The organism is Longispora albida DSM 44784, assembly GCF_000379825.1.
Classification (GTDB): domain Bacteria; phylum Actinomycetota; class Actinomycetes; order Mycobacteriales; family Micromonosporaceae; genus Longispora; species Longispora albida.
In genome coordinates this window covers 351,000-372,370 of sequence record NZ_KB903833.1, presented here as the reverse complement: position 1 = coordinate 372,370, position 21,371 = coordinate 351,000, and the positions used below count along the sequence as shown (strand labels likewise).

Annotated in this window: 19 protein-coding genes; 10 read left to right on the top strand and 9 right to left on the bottom strand. The window is 70.3% G+C overall.

All coding sequences use genetic code 11. The features are described from left to right. Window positions 1-311 precede the first annotated feature (311 nt). The 4 genes from A3G1_RS0119390 to A3G1_RS0119375 form a co-directional block, all read right to left on the bottom strand. The gene (locus tag A3G1_RS0119390) at window positions 312-566 is read right to left on the bottom strand and encodes a WhiB family transcriptional regulator (RefSeq protein WP_018351142.1); all 255 of its coding nucleotides are present in this window, start codon (window positions 564-566) and stop codon (window positions 312-314) included. Window positions 567-1,085: 519 nt separating this feature from the next. Continuing rightward, complete coding sequence (locus tag A3G1_RS0119385) at window positions 1,086-1,997, bottom strand: diacylglycerol/lipid kinase family protein (protein WP_026212295.1); 912 nt, start codon at window positions 1,995-1,997, stop codon at window positions 1,086-1,088. 320 nt (window positions 1,998-2,317) lie between these two features. Next, window positions 2,318-3,268 carry a sigma-70 family RNA polymerase sigma factor gene (locus A3G1_RS35660; protein ID WP_018351140.1) on the bottom strand — a complete coding sequence of 317 codons (951 nt, stop codon included), beginning with the start codon at window positions 3,266-3,268 and terminating at the stop codon, window positions 2,318-2,320. Continuing rightward, a complete protein-coding gene (locus A3G1_RS0119375) occupies window positions 3,265-3,660 on the bottom strand; it encodes an ATP-binding protein (protein ID WP_018351139.1) in 396 nt (131 codons plus the stop codon). The genes A3G1_RS35660 and A3G1_RS0119375 overlap by 4 nt, the downstream gene beginning before the upstream one ends. A 418-nt stretch (window positions 3,661-4,078) precedes the next feature. Here A3G1_RS0119375 and A3G1_RS0119370 point away from each other — a divergent pair, with 418 nt between their 5' ends. Together A3G1_RS0119370 and A3G1_RS0119365 are read left to right on the top strand one after the other, a co-directional pair. Beyond that, entirely contained in the window at window positions 4,079-4,393 is a 315-nt protein-coding gene (locus tag A3G1_RS0119370) for a S24 family peptidase (protein WP_018351138.1), read from the top strand. Window positions 4,394-4,447: 54 nt separating this feature from the next. Continuing rightward, window positions 4,448-5,521, top strand: coding sequence for an NAD(P)-dependent malic enzyme (locus tag A3G1_RS0119365; RefSeq protein WP_083937011.1), 1,074 nt, complete (start codon window positions 4,448-4,450; stop codon window positions 5,519-5,521). A 52-nt stretch (window positions 5,522-5,573) separates the two neighbouring features. Here A3G1_RS0119365 and A3G1_RS0119360 read toward each other — a convergent pair whose 3' ends face one another. Further along, window positions 5,574-6,050, bottom strand: a complete 477-nt coding sequence (locus A3G1_RS0119360) for a flavin reductase family protein (RefSeq protein ID WP_018351136.1) — start codon at window positions 6,048-6,050, stop codon at window positions 5,574-5,576. Between the two features lie 98 nt (window positions 6,051-6,148). Here A3G1_RS0119360 and A3G1_RS0119355 point away from each other — a divergent pair, with 98 nt between their 5' ends. After that, complete coding sequence (locus tag A3G1_RS0119355; RefSeq protein ID WP_018351135.1) at window positions 6,149-7,099, top strand: zinc-binding dehydrogenase; 951 nt, start codon at window positions 6,149-6,151, stop codon at window positions 7,097-7,099. A 43-nt stretch (window positions 7,100-7,142) separates the two neighbouring features. Here the strand turns inward: A3G1_RS0119355 and A3G1_RS0119350 are convergent, their stop codons facing one another. The 4 genes from A3G1_RS0119350 to A3G1_RS0119335 all read right to left on the bottom strand — a co-directional run bounded on the left by A3G1_RS0119350 (window position 7,143) and on the right by A3G1_RS0119335 (window position 11,975). Next, complete coding sequence (locus A3G1_RS0119350; protein ID WP_026212294.1) at window positions 7,143-8,222, bottom strand: acetate/propionate family kinase; 1,080 nt, start codon at window positions 8,220-8,222, stop codon at window positions 7,143-7,145. Continuing rightward, complete coding sequence (pta, locus tag A3G1_RS0119345; RefSeq protein ID WP_018351133.1) at window positions 8,219-10,267, bottom strand: phosphate acetyltransferase; 2,049 nt, start codon at window positions 10,265-10,267, stop codon at window positions 8,219-8,221. Before pta ends, A3G1_RS0119350 begins: the two co-directional genes overlap by 4 nt. 199 nt (window positions 10,268-10,466) lie before the next feature. Further along, window positions 10,467-11,240, bottom strand: a complete 774-nt coding sequence (locus tag A3G1_RS35655) for a lysophospholipid acyltransferase family protein (protein ID WP_018351132.1) — start codon at window positions 11,238-11,240, stop codon at window positions 10,467-10,469. Window positions 11,241-11,243: 3 nt separating this feature from the next. Further along, the gene (locus A3G1_RS0119335; protein ID WP_040478837.1) at window positions 11,244-11,975 is read right to left on the bottom strand and encodes a GNAT family N-acetyltransferase; all 732 of its coding nucleotides are present in this window, start codon (window positions 11,973-11,975) and stop codon (window positions 11,244-11,246) included. 87 nt (window positions 11,976-12,062) lie between these two features. Here A3G1_RS0119335 and A3G1_RS0119330 point away from each other — a divergent pair, with 87 nt between their 5' ends. From A3G1_RS0119330 to A3G1_RS35650, 7 genes are all read left to right on the top strand, one after another. Then, window positions 12,063-12,689, top strand: coding sequence for a hypothetical protein (locus tag A3G1_RS0119330; RefSeq protein WP_018351130.1), 627 nt, complete (start codon window positions 12,063-12,065; stop codon window positions 12,687-12,689). Between the two features lie 95 nt (window positions 12,690-12,784). Further along, window positions 12,785-16,423 (top strand): multifunctional oxoglutarate decarboxylase/oxoglutarate dehydrogenase thiamine pyrophosphate-binding subunit/dihydrolipoyllysine-residue succinyltransferase subunit, encoded by a 3,639-nt coding sequence (locus A3G1_RS0119325; RefSeq protein ID WP_018351129.1) that lies wholly within the window; start codon window positions 12,785-12,787, stop codon window positions 16,421-16,423. Window positions 16,424-16,588: 165 nt separating this feature from the next. Further along, window positions 16,589-16,774 carry a DUF6104 family protein gene (locus tag A3G1_RS0119320; RefSeq protein WP_018351128.1) on the top strand — a complete coding sequence of 62 codons (186 nt, stop codon included), beginning with the start codon at window positions 16,589-16,591 and terminating at the stop codon, window positions 16,772-16,774. A 243-nt stretch (window positions 16,775-17,017) separates the two neighbouring features. Beyond that, window positions 17,018-17,446: a hypothetical protein gene (locus A3G1_RS0119315; RefSeq protein WP_018351127.1), complete on the top strand. Its 429-nt coding sequence runs from the start codon at window positions 17,018-17,020 to the stop codon at window positions 17,444-17,446. 110 nt (window positions 17,447-17,556) lie between these two features. Beyond that, on the top strand, window positions 17,557-18,258 hold the full coding sequence (locus tag A3G1_RS0119310) for a response regulator transcription factor (RefSeq protein WP_018351126.1): 702 nt from the start codon (window positions 17,557-17,559) through the stop codon (window positions 18,256-18,258). A 4-nt stretch (window positions 18,259-18,262) separates the two neighbouring features. Next, the gene (locus A3G1_RS0119305) at window positions 18,263-19,645 is read left to right on the top strand and encodes a sensor histidine kinase (RefSeq protein ID WP_018351125.1); all 1,383 of its coding nucleotides are present in this window, start codon (window positions 18,263-18,265) and stop codon (window positions 19,643-19,645) included. A gap of 89 nt (window positions 19,646-19,734) precedes the next feature. After that, the gene (locus A3G1_RS35650; RefSeq protein WP_018351124.1) at window positions 19,735-21,354 is read left to right on the top strand and encodes a S1C family serine protease; all 1,620 of its coding nucleotides are present in this window, start codon (window positions 19,735-19,737) and stop codon (window positions 21,352-21,354) included. The last annotated feature ends 17 nt before the right edge of the window (window positions 21,355-21,371 follow it).

Here is a 21,371-nt window from a genome sequence, read left to right as displayed (position 1 = left end):
GGTGCTGTGCTTGCGCGTAACCAGGCTCATGCAGGCTGTGCTGCACGGGGCTTGGAGACATCCGCGCCGTCAGGTACCGCCGATCACGATGAAACTCGGATCACCATGATCTGGTCAGGGCAGGGAAGCTCGGAAAGCGCCGATGGTGCTGGTCCGGCAAGCGGAGCTGGTCTTGCGGGTAACGCTCTGTTTGTTACTGGCAGTGCTAGTTGTTACTGGCAGTGCTGATTGTTACTGGCGGTGCTGACGTACCTGGTGCACGAGCAAGAAGTGCAAGAGTGCTGGGCAGTGCAAAACGTGCCGGTGGTGGATCAGGCGGTGCGAGCCTGGACCCGGAAGCTGCCGCGACGCTTGAGAGCGCGACGCTCTTCCTCACTCATTCCGCCCCACACGCCGGCGTCCTGGCCCGAGTCGAGCGCCCACTGCAGGCACTCGCTGGTCGCCGGACACCGCCGACACACGGCCTTTGCCTGCTCGATCTGGAGAAGAGCCGGGCCGGACGTCCCGATCGGGAAGAACAGCTCCGGGTCCTCGTCGCGGCAGGAGGCAACGTGACGCCAGTCCATGAGGGCAACTCTCCTTGATTGTGGATCTTCGATGGTTGTTGCGAAAGTGTGTGTCCCACGCTCAAGCGATGCTTGGGGGCCACCGCGAAGCGCGGGAGCGGGCTGTGGTACACGTATTGCTTGAGTTCGCTTGTGAATACTTTCACGAACTCACGCGATGTCAAGGGGTGAGCGACAAGAAATTTGGACACGGTGAGCAACCTCACCACGACTTTGTCCGCTTTTCGCCGTAATTCTCGATCCTTGGATCGCCACGGTATGTAGTTATGCTAGTGCCTCACGTCACTATGTGCCCGTGAATTGCCTGAGCCGAGCGTCACTGTCCCCGCGCGGCCTTGCCGCCGCCCCGCAGAACTGGGCGGTGCCTGGCACCGACAGCCACTCTCAGCCAGGGAAAAGCTGTTTGTCGGATCAACGAGACGGGCGAACAGACGATACTGCGCTGCCGGTGATTTCTGGGGCGGTCCGCTCATCAGGTTGGATCTCACTCGTGGACTACCCAGGAAACCCCTGTCTCACTCAGCAAACTACGCGCAGTGCTTCCGCCACGGAGCGGAACTCCACACTTCGGCGCTCACCCAGATAGTCACCGTCCAGCTGGAAGGCCAGCGGCTTCGGCGTGCTCACCGTGAAGGCCTCCGCGTCGTGCAGCCGGAAGACCTGCTTGCCGTGCGGGTCGGGGCTCGACGACAGGATCTGCGTGATCGTCCGCAGTGTGCTCGGCAGGCGCAGTTTGCGCAGCGCCATCACGTCCAGCCCCAGTTCGAACGAGGCTTCGGGGCTCGGGTTCACCGGGCGGTCGTTGAGGTACGTCCACGGCGCGGTGTTCTGCACCACGACCATCGCCAGGCCGGCCTCGTCGGGGTGGCCGTCCCGGTGCAGGGTCAGCAGCGAGGCGCGCTCTGTGGCGTACTGGGCGATCGTGGCGCGCAGGTACAGGGCCGGGGTGGACGTGCGGCCCTTGCGGCGGGAGCGCTCGACGCGGCGGGTGACGGCGGCGTCCATGCCGAAGCCGGCGCAGAACGTGAAGTACCGGCTGTCGGCCCGCCCCAGGCCGATCGTCCGGCTCCGGCCCTCCCGCAGCGCCTCCAGCACCACGCCGGTCGCCTCGGTGGCGTTGTTGGGCAGGCCGAGCGCGCGGGCGAAGACGTTGGTCGATCCGCCGGGTACGACGGCGAGGGCGGTGCCCGGCAGCGGGCCGGCCTCCAGCATCCCGTTCACCGTCTCGTTGATCGTGCCGTCGCCGCCGAGCGTGACCACCAGGTCCAGCCCGTCGGCGACCGCCTCTGCGGCCAGCTCTGCGGCATGCCCCCGGTGCTGGGTCTCGCCGACCCTCAGGTCGAGGGCCGAGCCCAGCGCCCGGATCAGGACGTCCCGGCTGCGCGGGTTGGTGGTGGTGGCCTTGGGGTTGACCACGAGGAGCGCACGCATGGGCGGCACTGTACCGCCCGGTAGTCTCAGCGGCGTGGCAGAACTGGAGGCCGGGGTGCGGCCGATCACTCTGAAAGTGCTGGCCGGCCTGCTGTGGGGCAAGGCGGTGGCGCTGGCTGGCCTGACCGGCTGGCTGCTGTACCGCGACCTGGCCGGCGACGCGGACAGGCAGGACCTGGCCACCTTCGTGACCGTGTACAGCGGGGCGTACGCCGCGCTGCTCGCGTTCGTCGGGTTCGCCGTGTGGCGGCGGAAGAGCTGGTCGCGCGGGCCCGCCATGCTGCTCGAGCTCTTCCTGCTCGCCCTCGGCTACTACATGATCAGGGGTGGCCAGCCCGTCCTGGGGGTTGCGGTGATCCTGCTGGGCCTTCTCGGGGTCGCGATGGTGGTTGCCGCTCCCACCCGCCGGGCCCTCGGCCTGGACTTCCATCGCTCAGAGCGCACCTGAGCCCGTTCAGGGTCCGCGCCAGCAGCCGCGAGACCTGCACCTGGGAGATGCCCAGCTCCGCTGCGATCTCCGACTGCGTGCGGTGCTCGAAGAACCGCAGCGCGACCATGCGCTTCTCCCGGGCGGGCAGCCGGCTCAGCAGCGGCCGGAGCGCCGCGCGGAACTCGACCGAGTCCAGCGCCGGGTCGACGTCGGCCCGGTCGGCGTTGTCGAGTGGCACGGTGCACAGCTCACTCGCGAGGGCCTCGGCCACAGCCTCGGCCGGTGAGCCCAGGGCCCTGGCCAGCTCCGGCAGCGTCGGGGCCCGGCCGAGCCGCTGGTGCAGCTCGCCCGAAGCGCGCACGGCGGCCGACCGCAGCTCCTGAATCCGGCGGGGGAGCCGCAGGGTGCTGGCCCGGTCGCGCAGGTGCCGCTGGAGCTCGCCTGTCATGGTCGGCGTCGCGAACGTGGTGAACTCGGCGCCACGGTCCGGGTCGTAGCGGTCCATCGCCTTGAGCAGGCCGATCGTGGCCACCTGCACCAGGTCCTCGAGATCCTCGCCCCTGCCGCGGAACCTGCGGGCCAGCGCCTTCACCAGCGGCAGGTGCCTGCGGACGAGCTGGTTGCGCAGCGCGAGCCACGGCTGGGAGCCCTTCGGGGCCGCGGCGAGCCTCGCCAGCAGCTCCTTGGTCTCCGGCTCGGGCGCTTTATCCAGATAAATCGACGGAAAGTATCGGAAGGGGCCGGTCAGCTCGGGGAGGCTTGTTCCGGCTGCCCCGGCCGGCTCGGCTGGCCGGCTGGGCCTGGGGATCATGGTGGTGCCCGCCAGAACAGCCGCGGTCATCCGGAAGCGGCCCGGCGCTTGAGCATCCGGATCGTGGCCAGCGGGCCGGTGCCCTCCGCGGTCACCTCGTTGACGAGGGCTGCGAGCACCCGCCAGGCGAAGGACTGCTGGTCGGGCAGGCTGACGCCGGCCGGGGCGCTGATCGACACGGCGAGGCTGTCCTCGCCGACGTCGAACCGGGCCTGCAGGTCGGTGTCGGTCGCGGATCTGCCCGCCGGTAAGAGCAGCGCGCAGGCCTCGTCGACGGCGATCCGCAGATCCTCGATCTCGTCGAGCGTGAAGTTCAGCCGGGCCGCGAGGCCGGCGGTGGCGGTACGGAGAACGGAGAGGTAGGCGCCGTCGGCGGGGACGGTCAGCTCCACGATGTCATCGGTCATCGTCTGGGTGGTCATGGCGTGTGTCGACCCCCTGCTGCTGTCGTGGTCACGTGTAGCCAAACGGCGCGGTCAGCTGTTCGGTAATGGGGTGGTCCGGGTTACCCCGGTTTGCCTGCCCCGCAAAACATCCTTGCGGCCAACATCCTTGATCGCAAGACTCCCGCCTGGATGAACAATCATGGAATACCGCGCCGGGCCAGGCGCGAGCGGCCGTCCTTTGTCCACAGTGCCCGGATTCGCTGAATGAGCTGCTCAGTCCCCGCTCAGCTCCCGGATATTGATGAGCGGCATTCGGATTGCACGCCCTTTACAACACCTATTCCGCGTGTACACGAAGGCGTTCGTGAACCGGCGCGTGAATTACCGGCGGTTAACCTTTCCGCCCACCGGGTCGTAGCTCCCCATAACAGGCCGCGCGGCGTAAGGTGGGTGGATGTTCAGCGTCCTCGTCCAGGGGCCGGCAATGGCGCCGACCCTGCGCGACGGGGACGAGGTCCTCGTGCGGCGTGGTGGCCGGGCTATCCGCCCAGGCGACGTGGTCGTTGCCGAGTTCGCCTCCCGCCCCGGCCGGATCGTCGTGCGGCGGGCAGCGCGGCAGGTCCCCGGCGGCTGGTGGCTCACCAGCGACAATCCCTTCGGCGGGGACACTTCCGAGACTCTCGGGCCAGCGACAGTGATCGGCCGCGTTCTGTTCCGCTGGTGGCCGAGGCCCGGTCAGCTGCCCGGTCCCCCCGTTTTCCTCAGCTAGGAGCCAGGAGTGCCAGACCCCGTTTTCGACCTGCACCGCGGCGGCAAGATCGCTATGCAGCCGACTGTCGCCCTCGACAGCCGTGAGGACCTGTCCCTCGCGTACACCCCTGGCGTGGCAAAGGTTTGCGAGGCTATCGCCGCCGACCCGTCGCTGGCCAGGGAGTACACCTGGACGGCTAATACCGTCGCCGTGGTCACCGACGGCACTGCCGTCCTCGGCCTCGGCGACATCGGCCCCCGCGCCGCCCTGCCCGTGATGGAGGGCAAGGCCGCGCTGTTCAAGAAGTTCGCGAACGTGGACGCGGTGCCGATCTGCCTCGACACCAAGGACAGCGACGAGATCGTCGCGGCGGTGAGGGCCCTCGCCCCGTCGTTCGGCGGGATCAACCTGGAGGACATCTCCGCCCCGCGCTGCTTCGACATCGAGAAGCGGCTGGACGAGGTGCTGGACATCCCGGTCTTCCACGACGACCAGCACGGCACGGCGATCGTGGTCACCGCGGCGCTCCGTAACGCCGCCGCCCTGCTCAGCCGGGACCTCGGCGACCTGCGCGTGGTCATCTCGGGTGCTGGCGCGGCCGGTGTGGCCGTCACGAACATGCTTCTCGCGGCTGGCGTCGGCGATGTGGTGGTCGTCGACTCCCGTGGCGTGATCGGCGAGGACCGTGGCGGCGTCAAGGCCGAGCTCGCCTCCCGTACCAACCGGAGCGGCGTCACCGGCTCCATCGGCGACGCCCTGGCCGGTGCCGACGTCCTCATCGGGGTGTCCGGCGGCCAGATCGCCGAGGAGGCGCTCACCCGGATGAACCCGGGTGGCGCGATCTTCGCCCTGGCCAACCCGACGCCGGAGGTGCACCCGGAGATCGGGCTGCGGCACGTGAAGGTGATGGCGACCGGCCGTTCCGACTTCCCGAACCAGATCAACAACGTGCTGGCCTTCCCCGGCGTGTTCCGGGGCGCGCTCGACGCCGGGGCCACCCGGGTCACCGAGCGCATGAAGCTCGCGGCAGCCGGTGCGATCGCCGCGCTGGTCGCCGACGACCTGCGGCCCGACCAGATCATCCCCTCGGCCCTCGACCCCCGGGTCGCCCCGGCCGTCGCGGCAGCGGTGGCAGCCGCGATCTGACCGTGATTGTGGGACCCCTCATGCTGCCCTGGCAGCATGAGGGGTCCCACAATCACGCGGGCAGGTACCCGCCGCGGTGGTAGATCAGCGGTGCGATGGCCGGGTCGGTGTCGAGGGCGAGCACCCGGCCGAGCACGAAGTCGTGGTCGCCGGCCTGGGTGACCGCCTCGATCCGGCAGTCCAGCCAGCCGGCCACGCCCTTGATGAGCGGCGCGCCGGACTTCGGTGCCGCCGAGTACTCCAGCCCGGCGAACCGGTCGGCGCCCGGCGTCGCGAACAGCCGGGCCAGCTGCTCCTGGTCAGCGGCGAGGATGTTGACGCAGAACGTGCCCGTCTCCCGGATCACCGGCCACGAGCCGGAGGTGTGCGCGGGGAAGAAACCGATCAGCGGCGGGTGCAGCGACACCGCGGAGAAGGCGTTGACGCTCAGCCCGGCCGGGCCGCTGGGGCCGGCCGTGGTGACGACCACGACGCCAGTCGGGAACTGGCCGAGGACCCTGCGGTAGTCGGCGGCGGGGATGGCGGGCATCCGGCCATTGTGCCCGTTCCGGCGGCGCGGCTGCCCGCCCGGCGCTTCCCGTGACGTCGGTCACGGTCTGGCCGGTGGCCGGTTGGTAGGTTCGCGGCATGCTTGCCGCCTACGCAGCCCGTATCGACGCCGAAGCCCCGCTCACCGCGCTGGAGGTGGGGGAGCTGCCCGAGCCGGCCACGCCGGAGGACTGGGTCACGGTCGAGGTCAGGGCCAGCTCGCTGAACCACCACGACCTGTGGTCGCTGCGCGGCGTCGGGCTGGGCGCGGAGGCGCTGCCCATGATCCTCGGCTGCGACGCCGCCGGGCTGTACGAGGGCCGCCGCGTCCTGGTGCACGCGGTGATCGGCGAGGGTGCCGACGAGACCCTCGACCCGAAGCGTTCCCTGCTCAGCGAGAAGTGGCCGGGCACGCTGGCCGAGCGCGTGCGCGTGCCTGCCCGCAACGTCATCGACATCCCGGACGGCATCAGCTTCGCCGACGCGGCGTGCCTGCCGACGGCGTGGCTCACGGCGTACCGGATGCTCACGACGCGCGGACGGCTCCCCGAGGGCGGTTCGGTGCTGGTGCAGGGGGCTGGCGGCGGGGTGGCCACGGCCGCGATCGTGCTCGCCAAGGCGCTCGGCGCCCGGGTGTACGCGACGAGCCGTTCCGAGGACAAGCGGGCGCAGGCCGAGGCGCTCGGGGCGGTGGCGCTGGAGCCGGGTGCCCGGCTGCCGGAGCGCGTCGACGTCGTGATCGAGACCGTGGGCGCTGCGACGATCGACCACTCGATCAAGTGCACGGCTCCGGGTGGCCGGATCGTGGTCTCCGGCTCGACGAGCGGTCATCTGGCCACTGTGGACCTCCGCCGGGTGTTCTTCCTCCAGCAGGAGATCGTGGGCTCGACGATGGGTACCCGCGAGGAACTGGCCGCGCTGCTCCAGCTCGTCGCGGACCGTGGCATCCGGCCGGTGATCGACTCGGTGTTCCCGTTCGCTGAGGCACGCAAGGCGTTCGAGCGCCTGGAATCCGGGGACGTGTTCGGCAAGATCGTGCTGGAGCACTGATTCCCGGCCAGTACAACCGAATGATCTTGATCTGACGTCGCCCTCAGCGCGCTACCACCTGAAGCGACTGGCGGGCGATCTCGAGTTCCTCGTTGGTGGGGACCACGCAGACGGCGACGCGGGCGCCCGGCGGGGAGATGACGCGTTCGCCCTGGCCGTCGTTGAGGGCCGGGTCGATGAGGATGCCGAAGGGCTGGAGGCCGTCGAGGACGCGGGCGCGGATCGCTGCTGAGTTCTCGCCGACGCCGGCGGTGAAGGCGATGGCGTCGAGGCGGCCCAGGATGGCGTGGTAGGCGCCGATGTACTTGCGGACCCGGTAGCAGTACGCCTCGACGGCCAGCTTCGCCTCCGGCAGGTCCGAGCCGAGCACGTCGCGCATGTCCGACATGCCGCTGAGGCCGAGCAGGCCCGACTGGCGGTTGAGGAGTTCGTCGATCTCGCGGAGCGACAGGCCTGCGCGTTGCAGGTGGATGGGGATGGCCGGGTCGAGGTCGCCGGGCCGGGTGCCCATGATGAGGCCCTCCAGCGGGGACATGCCCATCGACGTGTCCACGCTCTGTCCACCCTGGACGGCCGTCGCGCTGGCCCCGTTGCCCAGGTGCAGGATGATCGTGTTCAGCTCGTTCACCGGCCAGCCGAGCAGCGCGGCCGTCTGCCGGGCCACGTACTGGTGCGACGTGCCGTGGAAGCCGTACCGCCGGATCCCGTGCCTGGCCGCCGTGTGCCGGTCGATCGCGTAGCTCGCCGCGTGTTCCGGGATCGTCTGGTGGAACGCCGTGTCGAACACGGCGACCTGCGGCAGGTCGGGCCGGAGCCTGCGGGCCTCGGTGATGCCGATCAGGTTCGCCGGGTTGTGCAGCGGGGCGAGCGGCGTCAGCTCGTCGATCGCGGCGAGGACGTCCTCGCTGATCAGGGTGGGTTCGCGGAACCGGGTACCTCCGTGGACGACCCGGTGCCCGATCGCGGTCAGTTCCGGGTCGGCGAAGTAGTTCTCCAGGGAGGAGACGGCAGCCGTGTGGTCGGTGACCCGTTCGACGAGCCCGCCGGCGACGCGCTGGGTGCCGTCGAAGACGGAGTACTTGACGGAGGACGACCCGCAGTTGAGGACGAGCACCCGGCTCATGACTGGGCCTGGATGGCGGTGATCGCGATGGTGTTGATGATGTCCTGCACAGTCGCTCCCCGGGACAGGTCGTTGACGGGCGCCCGCAGGCCCTGGATGACCGGGCCCACCGCCACGGCGCCAGCGGAACGCTGCACCGCCTTGTACGTGTTGTTGCCGGTGTTCAGGTCGGGGAAGATCAGCACGGTCGCGTGGCCTGCCACCGCGCTGCCGGGCAGCTTGGCCGCCGCCACGGCCGGGTCGATCGCCGCGTCGTACTGGATCGGGCCCTCGACGGGCAGGTCGGGCCGGCGTTCCCTGACGAGTTTCGCCGCCGCTGACACCTTCTCGACGTCGGCTCCGGCCCCGGACGTGCCGGTCGAGTACGACAGCAGGGCGACCCGGGGCTCGACGCCGAACCTGGCCGCCGTCCCCGCCGAGGAGATCGCGATGTCGGCGAGCTGCTCGGCGGTCGGGTCGGGGTTGACGGCGCAGTCGCCGTACACGAGGACCCGGTCGGCGAGGCACATGAAGAAGACGCTGGAGGCGACGGAGACATCGGGCAGGGTACGGATGATCTCGAAGGCCGGGCGGATCGTGTCGGCGGTGGTGTGCGCGGCCCCGGAGACCATCGCGTCGACGCGGCCCGAGTGCACGAGCAGCGTGCCGAAGTAGTTCACGTCCGTCACGCGGTCGTAGGCGCCGTCCAGCGTGGAGCCCTTGTGTTTCCGCAGCTCGTGGTAGGTCGCGGCGAACTCGTCGCGCCAGGCCGACGTCACAGGGTCCACGATCAGCGCGCCCGACACGTCCAGCCCCAGGTCGCGCGCCCTGCGGTTGATCAGGGCCGGGTCGCCGAGGAGTACGAGATCGGCTGTTCCGCGCCGCAGGACGCTGTCGGCGGCCCGCAGGATGCGTTCCTCGCCGCCTTCCGGCAGCACCACCTTGCGGCGGTCGGCCCGGGCCTGTTCGATCAGGCGGTACTCGAACATCAGCGGAGTCACGCGCGTCGGCGGGGGAGCGGCCAGCCGCGTGGACAGATCGGCCGTGTCCACACCTGCCGCGAACGCCGCCAGCGCGGCCTGCACCTTCACCGGGTTGTCGGCGGTCGGCCGTCCTTCCACGCCCGCGCACGCCGCGACGGTGTCGAAGCTGTCCGCGTCGACGCCCACCACCGCCAGGTCGCCCAGGCGTTCCAGCAGGGTGGTGATCTTCGGGTCCGGAGTCTCACCCAGCGTCAGCACCAGCCCGGCCGGCGACACCATTCCCGCAGCGTGCACCGCGTGCGCAGCGACGATCAGATCAGCGCGGTCACCCGGCGTGATCAGCAGCGAGCCGTCCTTGAGGTGGTCCAGGCAGGTGGGCACCTGCGCGGCCCCGAGAACAAAATCAAGGACATTCTTTTTGTACGCGTCGGCACTCCCCGCCAGCCGCCTCCCACCCAGAGCCGCGGCGACCTCGGCGACAGTAGGAGCGGCGACCAGCGGCTCGTCCGGGATCGCGTACACCGGCACTGGCAGCGTGATCGGCACCGGCCCCGGCGGCCCGGCCGCCCGGTTGATCATGACGGCGAGGACGTCCCCGCCGAGCGCCTCGACGGCGTAGAACGCGTTCTTGGCCATTGCCGCCGAGGTCTCCACCGGCCGGCCCCGCCCGTCGACCACCGGGATCAGCACAGCCCCGAACTCCCCGGCCAGCCGCACGTTGAACGCGACCTCGGTCGGGAACTCCTGGTGGTCGTCCTGGTACCCGAAGTCCGAGCCGACCACCACCACGGCGTCGGCCTCCCGCGCCAGCTCGTGGTACCGCTCGACGATCCGGGAGATCAGCTCCTCCGAGCGCCCGGCCCCGGCGAGCTGCCCGGCCTCCGCGTAGCTCGCGCCGTGCCCTACCCGCAGCCCGTGGTACCCGGCGAGCAGGTCGAGGATGCCGTCGCCGCCCGGCTGGGCCAGCGGCCGGAACGCCGCGACCCGCCCGGCCCGCGCGGCCAGCAGCTCGGTCAGCCCGAGCGCGATCGTCGACTTCCCTCCGCCGGAGGACATGCCGGCGACGTAGACAGTGGTGGTCACGTACCTATAGTGCCGACCCGCTGAGGCCGACGATGCGCGCGTTGCCGAATTTCCCGCATACAACACCGGTATGCGGAAAATCCGGCGAGCCGTGCCGGAGGCGCGCTGAAGGCCCAGCGCCTCGCCGCCCTCAGCGGGCCACCTCAGGTCAGATCAAGACCAAATACAAGGGCGAAGGTCAAAGGCACAGGACAAACCCCTACAGCCGGGCGAGTTCCTTGCTCTGGTGCTGGCCCAGCTCCGCCCGGACCGCGTTCTCCGCTGCGCTCGCCAGCCGGCGTCGTGACCGGTCGGGCTCCAGGCCCGGTAGCACGATGACCTCGACGTCCACGTGCCGCATGCCCGTGATCCGGCCGATCGAGGCGAACAGCGTGTCGTCGCCGACGAAGGAAGCGGCCCGGGTGCCGTACCGCAGCGCCACCGGCCGCACCCGCGCCCCGGCCTCGATCGCGGCCTGGAACGCCGCCCGGCGGAACGGCCCCATCTGGGCCCCGCACCACGTCGTGCCCTCCGGGAACACCAGCACGCTCCGCCCGGCCCGCAGCACCCACGTCAGGGTGGCCACGGTGTCCGGCAGGGCCCGCGGCCGGCCACGGTCGACGAACACCGTGCCGATCCGGCGGGCGATCCGCCCGACCAGCGGCCAGCCGGACACCTCCGACTTGGCCAGCGGCGCGGCCTCCGACACGGCCAGCAGCACCACGACGTCCAGCCACGACATGTGGTTGGCGACGATCAGCTCACCCTGGCCGAAGGAACCCCGGAGCGACACCCGTACCCCGAGGACCCTGGCCAGCCTGCGCAGCGCCGGCGGGTGGAAGGCCCCGGCGAGCAGCAGGCCGAACACCCCGGCCCACCGGGCCACCCTGCGCAGGGCCCCCGCCCGCCCGGCAGCCGGGCCGGGCAGGCAGCCGGTCGTGCAGGGCGACTCCGGTACCCAGCCCAGCCCGGCAGGTCCGTCATGCCTGTTCACTGCCTATCCTTCGCCCAGGAAGTGCCGCAGGTACCTCGGGTCGACCCGGTCGAGCGGCAGCAGGGTGAACAGGTCGGCCACGCCGAAGTCCGGGTCGTCGGCGGGCTCGCCGCACACCCAGGCGCCCAGGCGCAGATACCCCTTGAGCAGCGGCGGCACCACGACCCGGCCCGTGCCCGGCCGCGACAGGTCGAACGGCCGGTGCGGGGTGACCCGCAGCGAGGGCGGCGCCAGGTGCTTCGTGCTGATCCGGGCCCACACGGCCGCCGCGTCGGCGGCGGGCACGGAGGCGCACCCGGCCAGCCAGCGGTAGCCGGTCAGGTGCAGGTACCTGGCGATGCCAGCCCACAGCAGGTTCACCACCGCGCCGCTCCGGTGGTCGGGGTGCACGCACGACCGGCCGGCCTCGACGAGCGCCGGGCGCAGCTCGCCCAGTGCCCGCAGGTTGAACTCGTTGTCGGAGTAGAGCCTGTCCACGCGGCCGGGCGGGAGCAGCCGGTAGGTACCGACCGGGGCCGCCGTGAGCTCGTTGTAGACGATGAGGTGGTCGCAGTACGCGTCGAACTCGTCCTGGTCGACCTCTGGGGTCAGCACAGCGCCGAGTTCACCGGCGAACACCTCGTGCCGCAGCCGCTGGGCGGCCCGCACCTCGACGGGGTCGTCCGTCATCACCACGGAGTAGCGGGCGCCCTCATCCAGTGCCGGGGCGGCCGGTACGAGCACTCTCGATGCCATGAGGATGATGCTGGGGGCGGCCGGCCTACATCCATCGACGAACGACTTTCAGCAAGGTGAACCGTGGTGAACCGTTATCGTCGTCCCGTGATTATCGATCCTCAGTTCTGCGGGCCGCCAGTTTCCGGCAACGGCGGGTACACCTGCGGCCTGCTCGCCGGCCACCTCGGGCTCGGGTCTGCCGAGGTCACCCTGCGCAAGCCGCCGCCGCTGGGCGTCGAGATGGAGATCCGCGACGGCGGCCTGTACTCCGGCCCGGACCTGGTCGCCTCAGCCGTCCCGGCCGTCGTTGCCGACGAGCCGCCGCCGTGGACCGGCCAGCGCGCCGAGTACCCGGGCCACGCCCACCATCCCTTCCCGACCTGCTACGTCTGCGGGCCGGGCAACGAGCACGGGCTGCACATCTATCCGGGCCGGATCGCCGAGGGCCGCACGGCAGCCAGCTGGCGGGTACCGGGTGATGTGACGTCCGCCACAGTGTGGGCCGCGCTGGACTGTCCCGGTGGGTGGACCATCCAGCTGGAGGAGAAGCCGTCGGTCCTCGGCCGCATGGCCGCCAGGATCGACGCTGTGCCGCCGCCCGGTAGCGAATGCGTGATCACCGGGGCTCTGGTGTCGGCGGAGGGGCGCAAGTCCCACGTTGTCACCGCGCTCTACGGACCGGCCCGCGAACTGCTCGCTGTGGCCCGCGCCACCTGGATCGCCCTCGGCTGACCCAGGATTCTCACGGGTGTTCCCGAGGGCGTAGCCTGGAACGCCGGACGTGCTCAGCTGTTACGAAAACCGCGCTTGAAAGAGGCGATACGCCCGTGTCGACCCAGCAGAATGCCCAGGAGAACCCGCTCGCGGACTTCGGTCCGAACGAGTGGATCGTCGAGGACATGTACCAGAAGTACCTCGCCGATCCGGCGAGTGTCGATCCCGCCTGGCACAACTTCTTCGCTGACTACAAGCCGGCCGCCCCGGCAGCGCCCGCCCCGGCCGCCACGCCGGCCCCGGCCCCCGCCGCCACTCCCGCCGCACCGGCAGCGCAGCCGGCCCCGGTGGCCCCGGCCGCGGCAGCCCCGGCCCCCGCGGCCCCGGCAGCGCCGAAGCCGGCCCCGGCACCCAAGCCGGCCGCGCAGCCCGGCACCACGGTGATCAAGGGCGTCGGCGCCAAGCTCGTGCAGAACATGGACGCCTCGCTGAGCGTGCCGGTCGCCACCAGCGTCCGCGCTGTGCCGGCCAAGCTGCTCGCCGACAACCGGGTGGTCATCAACAACCACCTGACCCGCTCGCGTGGCGGCAAGGTCAGCTTCACGCACCTGATCGGCTTCGCGATCGTCAGGGCCCTGGCCGACTTCCCGGAGATGAACAACTCGTTCACCACTGTGGACGGCAAGCCGGCCGTGGTCACCCCCGAGGGCGTCAACTTCGGCCTGGCCATCGACCTGAAGAAGCCGGACGGCTCGCGCACGCTCGTCGTCGCGAACATCAAGGACTCCGGCCAGTTCGACTTCCGCGGCTTCTGGCAGGCATACGAGGACATCGTCCGGCGCGCGCGGCGCAACGAGCTGACGATGGCCGACTTCACCGGCACCACGATCTCGCTGACCAACCCGGGCGGCATCGGCACCGTGCACTCGATGCCGAGGCTCATGCAGGGCCAGGGCACGATCATCGGCGTCGGCGCGATGGAGTACCCCTCGCCGTTCCAGGGCATGTCCGACGAGCAGCTGTCCGACATGGCCGTCAGCAAGATCATCACGCTGACCTCGACGTACGACCACCGGATCATCCAGGGCGCGCAGTCCGGCGAGTTCCTCAAGCGCATCCACGAGCTGCTGCTCGGCGAGGACGGGTTCTACGACGACATCTTCACCTCGCTGCGGATCCCGTACGAGCCGGTCCGCTGGGTGAAGGACGTCGCGCACACCTCGGAAGGCCAGATCGCCAAGGCCTCCCGCGTGATCGAGCTGATCCGCGAGTACCGGGTCCGCGGCCACCTGATGGCCGACACCGACCCGCTGGAGTACGAGATCCGCCGGCACCCGGACCTCGACATCCTCGAGCACGGCCTGACCCTGTGGGACCTCGACCGGGTGTTCCCGGTCGGCGGGTTCAACGGGCAGCAGAAGATGAAGCTGCGCGACGTCCTCGGCGTGCTCCGCGACTCGTACTGCCGCCGGGTCGGCATCGAGTACATGCACATCCAGGACCCCGAAGAGCGCAAGTGGATCGCCGACCGGGTCGAGAAGAAGTTCGAGAAGCCGGAGACGGCTGCCCAGAAGCACATCCTCAACCGGCTGAACGCCGCAGAGTCCTTCGAGACCTTCCTGGCCACCAAGTACGTCGGCCAGAAGCGGTTCTCCCTGGAGGGCGGCGAGAGCCTGATCCCGCTGCTCGACGAGGTGCTGAGCGACTCGGCGCGCGCCGGGCTGGACGAGGTCGTGATCGGCATGGCCCACCGTGGCCGGCTGAACGTCCTCGCCAACATCGTCGGCAAGCCCTACGAGAAGATCTTCTCGGAGTTCGAGGGCTTCATGGACCCGAAGACCACGCAGGGCTCGGGCGACGTGAAGTACCACCTGGGCATGACCGGCAAGTTCACCACCCCGGACGGCGAGAGCGCGACGACGGTGTCCGTCGTCGCGAACCCGAGCCACCTGGAGACGGTGAACCCCGTCCTGGAAGGCATCGTCCGCGCCAAGCAGGACAAGATCGACCTCAAGCTCGAGGGTTACACCGTCCTGCCGGTCCTGATCCACGGTGACGCGGCGTTCGCCGGGCAGGGCGTGGTCGCCGAGACCCTGAACCTGTCGCAGCTGCGCGGCTACCGCACGGGCGGCACCGTCCACATCGTCGTGAACAACCAGGTCGGTTTCACCACGGCCCCCGAGTACAGCCGCTCCTCGCTGTACTGCACCGATGTGGCCCGCATGATCCAGGCCCCGATCTTCCACGTGAACGGCGACGACCCCGAGGCCGTGGTCCGGGTCGCGAAGCTGGCCTTCGACTACCGCCAGATGTTCAACAAGGACGTGGTCATCGACCTGATCTGCTACCGGCGCCGTGGTCACAACGAGGGCGACGACCCGTCGATGACCAACCCGGCCATGTACCAGATCATCGACGCGAAGCGTTCCGTCCGGAAGCTCTACACCGAGGCGCTGATCGGCCGGGGCGACATCACCGTCGAGGACGCCGAGGAGTCGCTGCGGGACTTCCAGTCGATGCTGGAGACGGTGTTCCGGGCGACCAAGGAGGCCACCAACGGCTCCAGGCCAGCCCTGCGCCCGGCGTACGTCGCCGAGCCGGAGCCGGTCGTCGAGACCCGTACCGACGCCGCGACCGTCAAGCGGATCGGCGAGGCGCACACCACGCTGCCCGAGGGCTTCACCCCGCACAAGCGGATCAACCAGGTGCTGGAGCGGCGGGCCAAGATGGCCGTCGAGGGCGGCATCGACTGGGCGTTCGGCGAGATCCTCGCGTTCGGCTCGCTGCTGCTGCAGGGCGTGCCGGTCCGGCTGGCCGGCCAGGACTCCCGCCGGGGTACCTTCGTCCAGCGGCACGCGGCGATCGTCGAGAACTCGACCGGCGACAGCTACATCCCGCTGCTGCACCTCGCGGAGGGCCAGGCGAGCTTCTTCGTCTACGACTCGCTGCTCAGCGAGTACGCGGCGATGGGCTTCGAGTACGGCTACTCGGTGGAGCGGCCAGAGGCCCTGGTGGCCTGGGAGGCGCAGTTCGGTGACTTCGTGAACGGCGCGCAGTCCGTCGTGGACGAGTTCGTGTCGTCCGGCGAGGTCAAGTGGGGCCAGACGTCGAGCGTGACGCTGCTGCTCCCGCACGGCCAGGAGGGCCAGGGCCCCGACCACACGTCGGGCCGCCCGGAGCGCTACCTGCAGCTGTGCGCCGAGGACAACATGCGCGTCGCGAACTGCACCACCCCGGCGAACTACTTCCACCTGCTGCGCCGCCAGGCGCTGTCGCCGAAGAAGAAGCCGCTGGTGGTCTTCACGCCGAAGTCGCTGCTGCGGCACAAGCTCGCCGTGTCGGCCGTCTCGGACTTCACCGAGGGCACCTTCCAGCCGGTGATCGCCGACCCGTCGGTGACGAACGCCCGCCGGGTGCTGCTCTGCTCGGGCAAGGTCTACTACGACCTGCTCCAGGCCCGCGAGGCCAAGGGCATCAGCGACGTGGCGATCGTCCGGGTCGAGCAGATCTACCCGATGCCCGTCGCCGAGCTCCAGGCCGCGCTGGCCGCCCACCCGGGCGCCGAGGTGGTCTGGGTGCAGGAGGAGCCGGCCAACCAGGGTGCCTGGTCGTTCGTCGCGCTCAACCTGTTCCCGCAGCTGGGCCTGGCTGTCCGGGTGGTCTCCCGCCCGGCTGCCGCCGCGCCGTCGACCGGTTCGGCCAAGATCCACGAGGTTGAGCAGGCGGCTCTCCTGGATGCCGCGTTCGCCTAGGTAGTGCCGGCCCGCTGAGTGCGACGCTGGACTGCGCAACGGGAACGCCCGCATACAACACCGGTATGCGGGCGTTCCCGTTGCTTGCCAGCCCCTCAGCGGGCCACCTCAGATCAGATCAGATCAAGAGCAAGGTCAAGAACCAAGATCAAAAGCGAGGTCATCGTGTACTTCACGGATCGTGGCATCGAGGAACTCCTCGAACGGCGGGGTGAGGAGTCGGTGACCCTGGAGTGGGTCGCCGAGCGGTTCAAGGAGTTCGTGGACATCCACCCGGACTTCGAGATCCCGGTCGAGCGGCTGGCCACCTGGCTGGCCCGCCTCGACGACGAGGACGAGGACGAGGACTGAGTCAACCCGGTACGTGCGTCAAGGCAGCCCCTTCTGGATCCGTCCAGGAGGGGCTGCTCTGTCTGGGTAGCACGCGGGAGGGCGTGACCGTCCGATGTGGATTGTGATCATCCTCATTGGATGGTGCGTGAGGTGTTACATACGATCGAGAGGCCGGTGGCGGGCGGCCCGCACAGACTTGGCGGTGGCCGCCGGCGTAGCGCTCCGGGCCGCCCGGCCGCCACCTCGCTGCAAAGGACACCCATGAACGCGATCAAGCGCGCCGGTGCCGTACTCGCCGCCACCGGGCTCGCCGTGGCCGGCCTGGCCGCCGCCGCGGCTCCGGCCTCGGCCTCCACCCCGCCCGACGGCGTGACGACCTGCGCCGCCCCGTTCAAGATGCAGAACGTCAGCTACAAGCCGTGTATCACGGTGTACGGCCAGCAGGTCAACGCCTGGGTCATGTTCACGGGCCAGGGCACCGGCAGCTACTTCGGCGGCAGTGCCGTGGTCGGCGGCCAGTACATCGGCACCAACGGCGGCCAGTACGCGGCCTACTACCCGTACGGCTCGGCGAGCATCGGCTCGGCGACCGTCCCGTGCGGCTCGACGGTCGAGGCCTTCGCCGCGGCGTCCGAGGGCTTCGGCCCGCAGGGCCCGCAGATCCGGGTGACGGCCCCCGTCACCTGCTAGCAGCCAGTACCCGGGGGAAGTCGTCCGGCCAGAGGCTTCCCCCGCCTTCCTCCCGGCTCCCAGGAAATTCTCAGCTTCTTCTCAGCGGGTGCGGAGCCGGACGGGGCATCATGGGTGCCATGACCACGCCCGAGGCCCGCCTGCTCGTCGTCGAGGACGATCCGAACATCGTCGAGCTGCTGTCCGCCAGCCTGCGCTACGCGGGCTTCGACGTGGCGGCGGCGATGAGCGGGGCCGACGCGCTGACGGTGGCCGGCGAGCACAAGCCGGACCTCGTCGTGCTGGACGTGATGCTGCCCGATCTCGACGGCTTCGAGGTGATCCGCAGGCTGCGGGCCGGCGGGCAGCGGGTGCCGGTGGTCTTCCTGACCGCCAGGGACAACACCGACGACAAGATCCGTGGTCTCACCCTGGGCGGCGACGACTACGTGACCAAGCCGTTCAGCCTGGAGGAGCTGACCGCCCGGATCCGGGCCGTCCTCCGCCGTACGCACAGCGCAGAGCCGGCCGGCCGCCTGGCCTTCGGCGACCTGGAGCTCGACGAGGAGACCCACGAGGTGTTCCGCGGCGGGAGCAGGATCTCCCTGTCGCCGACCGAGTTCAAGCTCCTGCGGTATCTGATGATCAACGCGGGCCGGGTGCTCTCCAAGCGCCAGATCCTCGAGCACGTGTGGAACTACGACTTCCGCGGCGAGGACAACATCGTCGAGTCCTACATGTCGTACCTGCGGCGCAAGGTCGACAACACCGAACCCCGCATGCTGCACACCATCCGGGGCGTCGGGTACGTCCTGCGGGCCACCGATGCTTGACCGGATGCCGTTGCGCGTCAGGCTGGTCGCCGTAGTCCTCGCGCTGACCGGCGTCGCGCTCCTGATCATGGGCGTCGGCACGGTGGCCGCGCTCCGTGGTCACCTGCTCGGCAGGCTGGACGCGCAGCTGGAGTACATCGCCCAGCAGGTCACCAAGCAGGTGGACGAGGGCAAGTTCCTGATCGAGGTGAGCCTGCCGGTCGCCTCGCAGGGCAGGCTGCACCTGCCCAACCCGTACGTCCTCCAGGTCCACAAGCCCGACGGTTCCCTGGACACGTGGTTCCCGACCGACCTGCCCAGGACCGATGTCCCGAAGCTGACCGCCAAGGAACTCAGCCGCACCGACTACTTCACCACCCAGGGTGGCTGGCGGATGGTCGTCGTGGACGGGCCGAACGGCCAGCGGATCGCCATCGCCGCGTCGATGGCCGACGTCGACAGCGCGGTCGGCCAGCTCATCTGGCTGGACGTGATGGTCGGGCTCGCCGTGCTGATCCTGATCGGCGTGCTCGGCACGGCCGTGGTCCGCAGCAGCCTGCGCCCGCTGGCCGAGATCGAGCAGACGGCGGCGCAGATCGCGACCGGCCAGCTGTCCCGCAGGGTCCCCGAGCGCGACTCCCGTACCGAGCTGGGCCGGCTCGGCCGTGGCCTCAACGGCATGCTCGTCCAGATCGAGGCGGCCTTCGCAGCCCGGGCCGCTTCGGAGCGCCGTGCGGTCCAGTCGGAGGACAGGATGCGCCGGTTCGTGGCGGACGCCTCCCACGAGCTGCGTACGCCGCTCACGACGATCCGTGGCTTCGCCGAGCTGTACCGGCAGGGCGCCGGCTCCGCCGAGGACGTCATGTCCCGGATCGAGGCAGAGGCGGCCAGGATGGGGCTGCTCGTCGAGGACCTGCTGCTCCTGGCCCGCCTCGACCAGCAGCGCCCGCTCGCGATGGAGCCGGTGGACCTCCTCGTCCTGGTGAACGACTCCGTGCACGCGGCCAGGGCCCAGGCTCCCGACCGCGAGGTGACCCTGAGCGCGCCGGAGAGCGCGATCGTGGTCGGCGACGAGCCCCGGCTGCGCCAGGTCATCGGCAACCTCGTCTCGAACGCGCTGACCCACGCGCCCGGCTCCCCGGTCGCCGTCTCGCTGCGCAAGGACGGCCAGCTGGCGATCGTCGAGGTGGCCGACCAGGGCCCGGGCCTGACCCGTGAGCAGGGCGAACGCGTCTTCGAGCGGTTCTACCGTGCCGACCCGGCGCGCAGCAGGCGCAGCGGCCAGACCGGTACGGGCCTGGGCCTGGCGATCGTCGCGGCCCTGGTGGCCGCGCACAACGGGACGGTCGAGGTCGAGAGCCAGGCAGGCCACGGCGCGACCTTCCGCGTCCGCCTCCCGCTGGCCTGAGCGACCCCTGACCGACCCCTGAGCGATTCCCAGGGAACTCTCAGGTTCATTCCAGGCAGAGTCAAGCTTCGTCCCTCAGTCTTATGAACATGAGCAGCGACGAGAACCGCGAACGCGAACCGCAGGCCACCCCGGCGGAGCCCGCCGCTGGTCACGCGCAGCCGGAGACGGCAGGCCCCTCGCAGGCCGCCGGGACTCCCGTGACCCCGGATGTCACCGAGGTCATCCCCGCCGCCAGCGCCGCGGAGGCCATCAGCCCCGCAGAGCCGCAGGCGGTCACCCCCGAGCAGCTCGCCGAGGCCGTCAGGCACCAGGCAGAGCGCTCCGAGACGCTCCGGGGCGACCTCGGGCCGGGTGCCTCCGAGGCCCCGGCAGAGGTCGCCCGGGAGACCAGCCCCGAGGCCCCGGCCCCCGACGCGACGGCCGTCATCCCGCCGATCAGCCCGGTGGAGACCGTGCCGCAGCCCGGCGCGTGGGTGCAGCCGCCGGTCAGCCCGGCCCCCGCGCAGCCCGGCCCGTTCGGGCAGCACGGGACGCCGGGGCAGCACGGCACGCAGACCGGCCAGTTCCCGGCGGTCAGCGGCCCGTACAACCAGGGCGGGCCGTACTTCCCGGGCAACCCGGTGCCGCCGGCCTTCCAGGCGCCGAAGAAGAAGAGCGCGCTGCCGAAGATCCTCGCGGGGACGGCTGCGGCCCTGATCATCGCCCTCACCGCGGGTACGGTCGGCGGCGTGGTCGGCTTCGCGCTCGGTGACGGGGATGTCCGCAGCCCGATCAGCACGTCCTCCGGCCGGGCCGTGACCAACGAGGAGTCCTTCGCCGGCGTCGTGGACAAGGTCCAGGCTGCCGTGGTGGGCGTGAAGACCCCGACCGGCTCCGGTTCGGGTGTCGTCTTCAACTCCAGCGGCTACATCCTGACCAACAACCACGTCATCGACGGGGCCGGCGGTCAGATCAACGTCACGTTCAACGACGGCAAGACCGTGCCGGCCAAGCTCGTCGGCGCCGACGCCAGCAACGACCTGGCTGTCCTCAAGGTGGACAACACCGACAACCTGACGGCGCTCCAGTTCGCCGACTCCGACGCGATCAAGGTCGGAGACCCGGTGCTCGCCGTCGGTAACCCGCTCGGTCTCGAAGGCACCGTCACCGGCGGCATCATCAGCGCCAAGGACCGCACGATCACCGAGGGCGGCGGGCAGAACTCGCCGTTCGAGCGGCCCAAGCAGGGCAACCGGCTCTCCGGGCTGCTCCAGACCGACGCCGCGATCAACAGCGGCAACTCGGGTGGCGCGCTCGTCGACGCGGCCGGCCGCCTGGTCGGCATCAACACCGCGATCGCCACCTCCGGCGACTCGAAGGGCAACATCGGTGTCGGGTTCGCGATCCCGAGCAACAAGGCCAAGAAGGTCGCCGAGCAGCTGATGAAGGGCGGCAAGGTCGCCACGCCCTACGCCGGGGTGAAGGTCGTCGACTCCGACAAGGGCGGCGCGTTGGTCCAGAGCGTGGAGGCCGGCGGCCCGGCCGCCAGCGCCGGCCTGGCGCAGGGCGACGTGATCACCCAGGTCAACGGCAAGTCCATCAAGGGCAGCGCCGAGCTGATCTCGCGCATCCAGTCCGCGGCACCCGGCGACAAGCTGACGCTGACCGTCGACCGCGAGGGAAAGCAGCAGACAGTCACCATCACGATTGGCGAAAAGCCGAACTAGAAGCCACACTCCCAGGT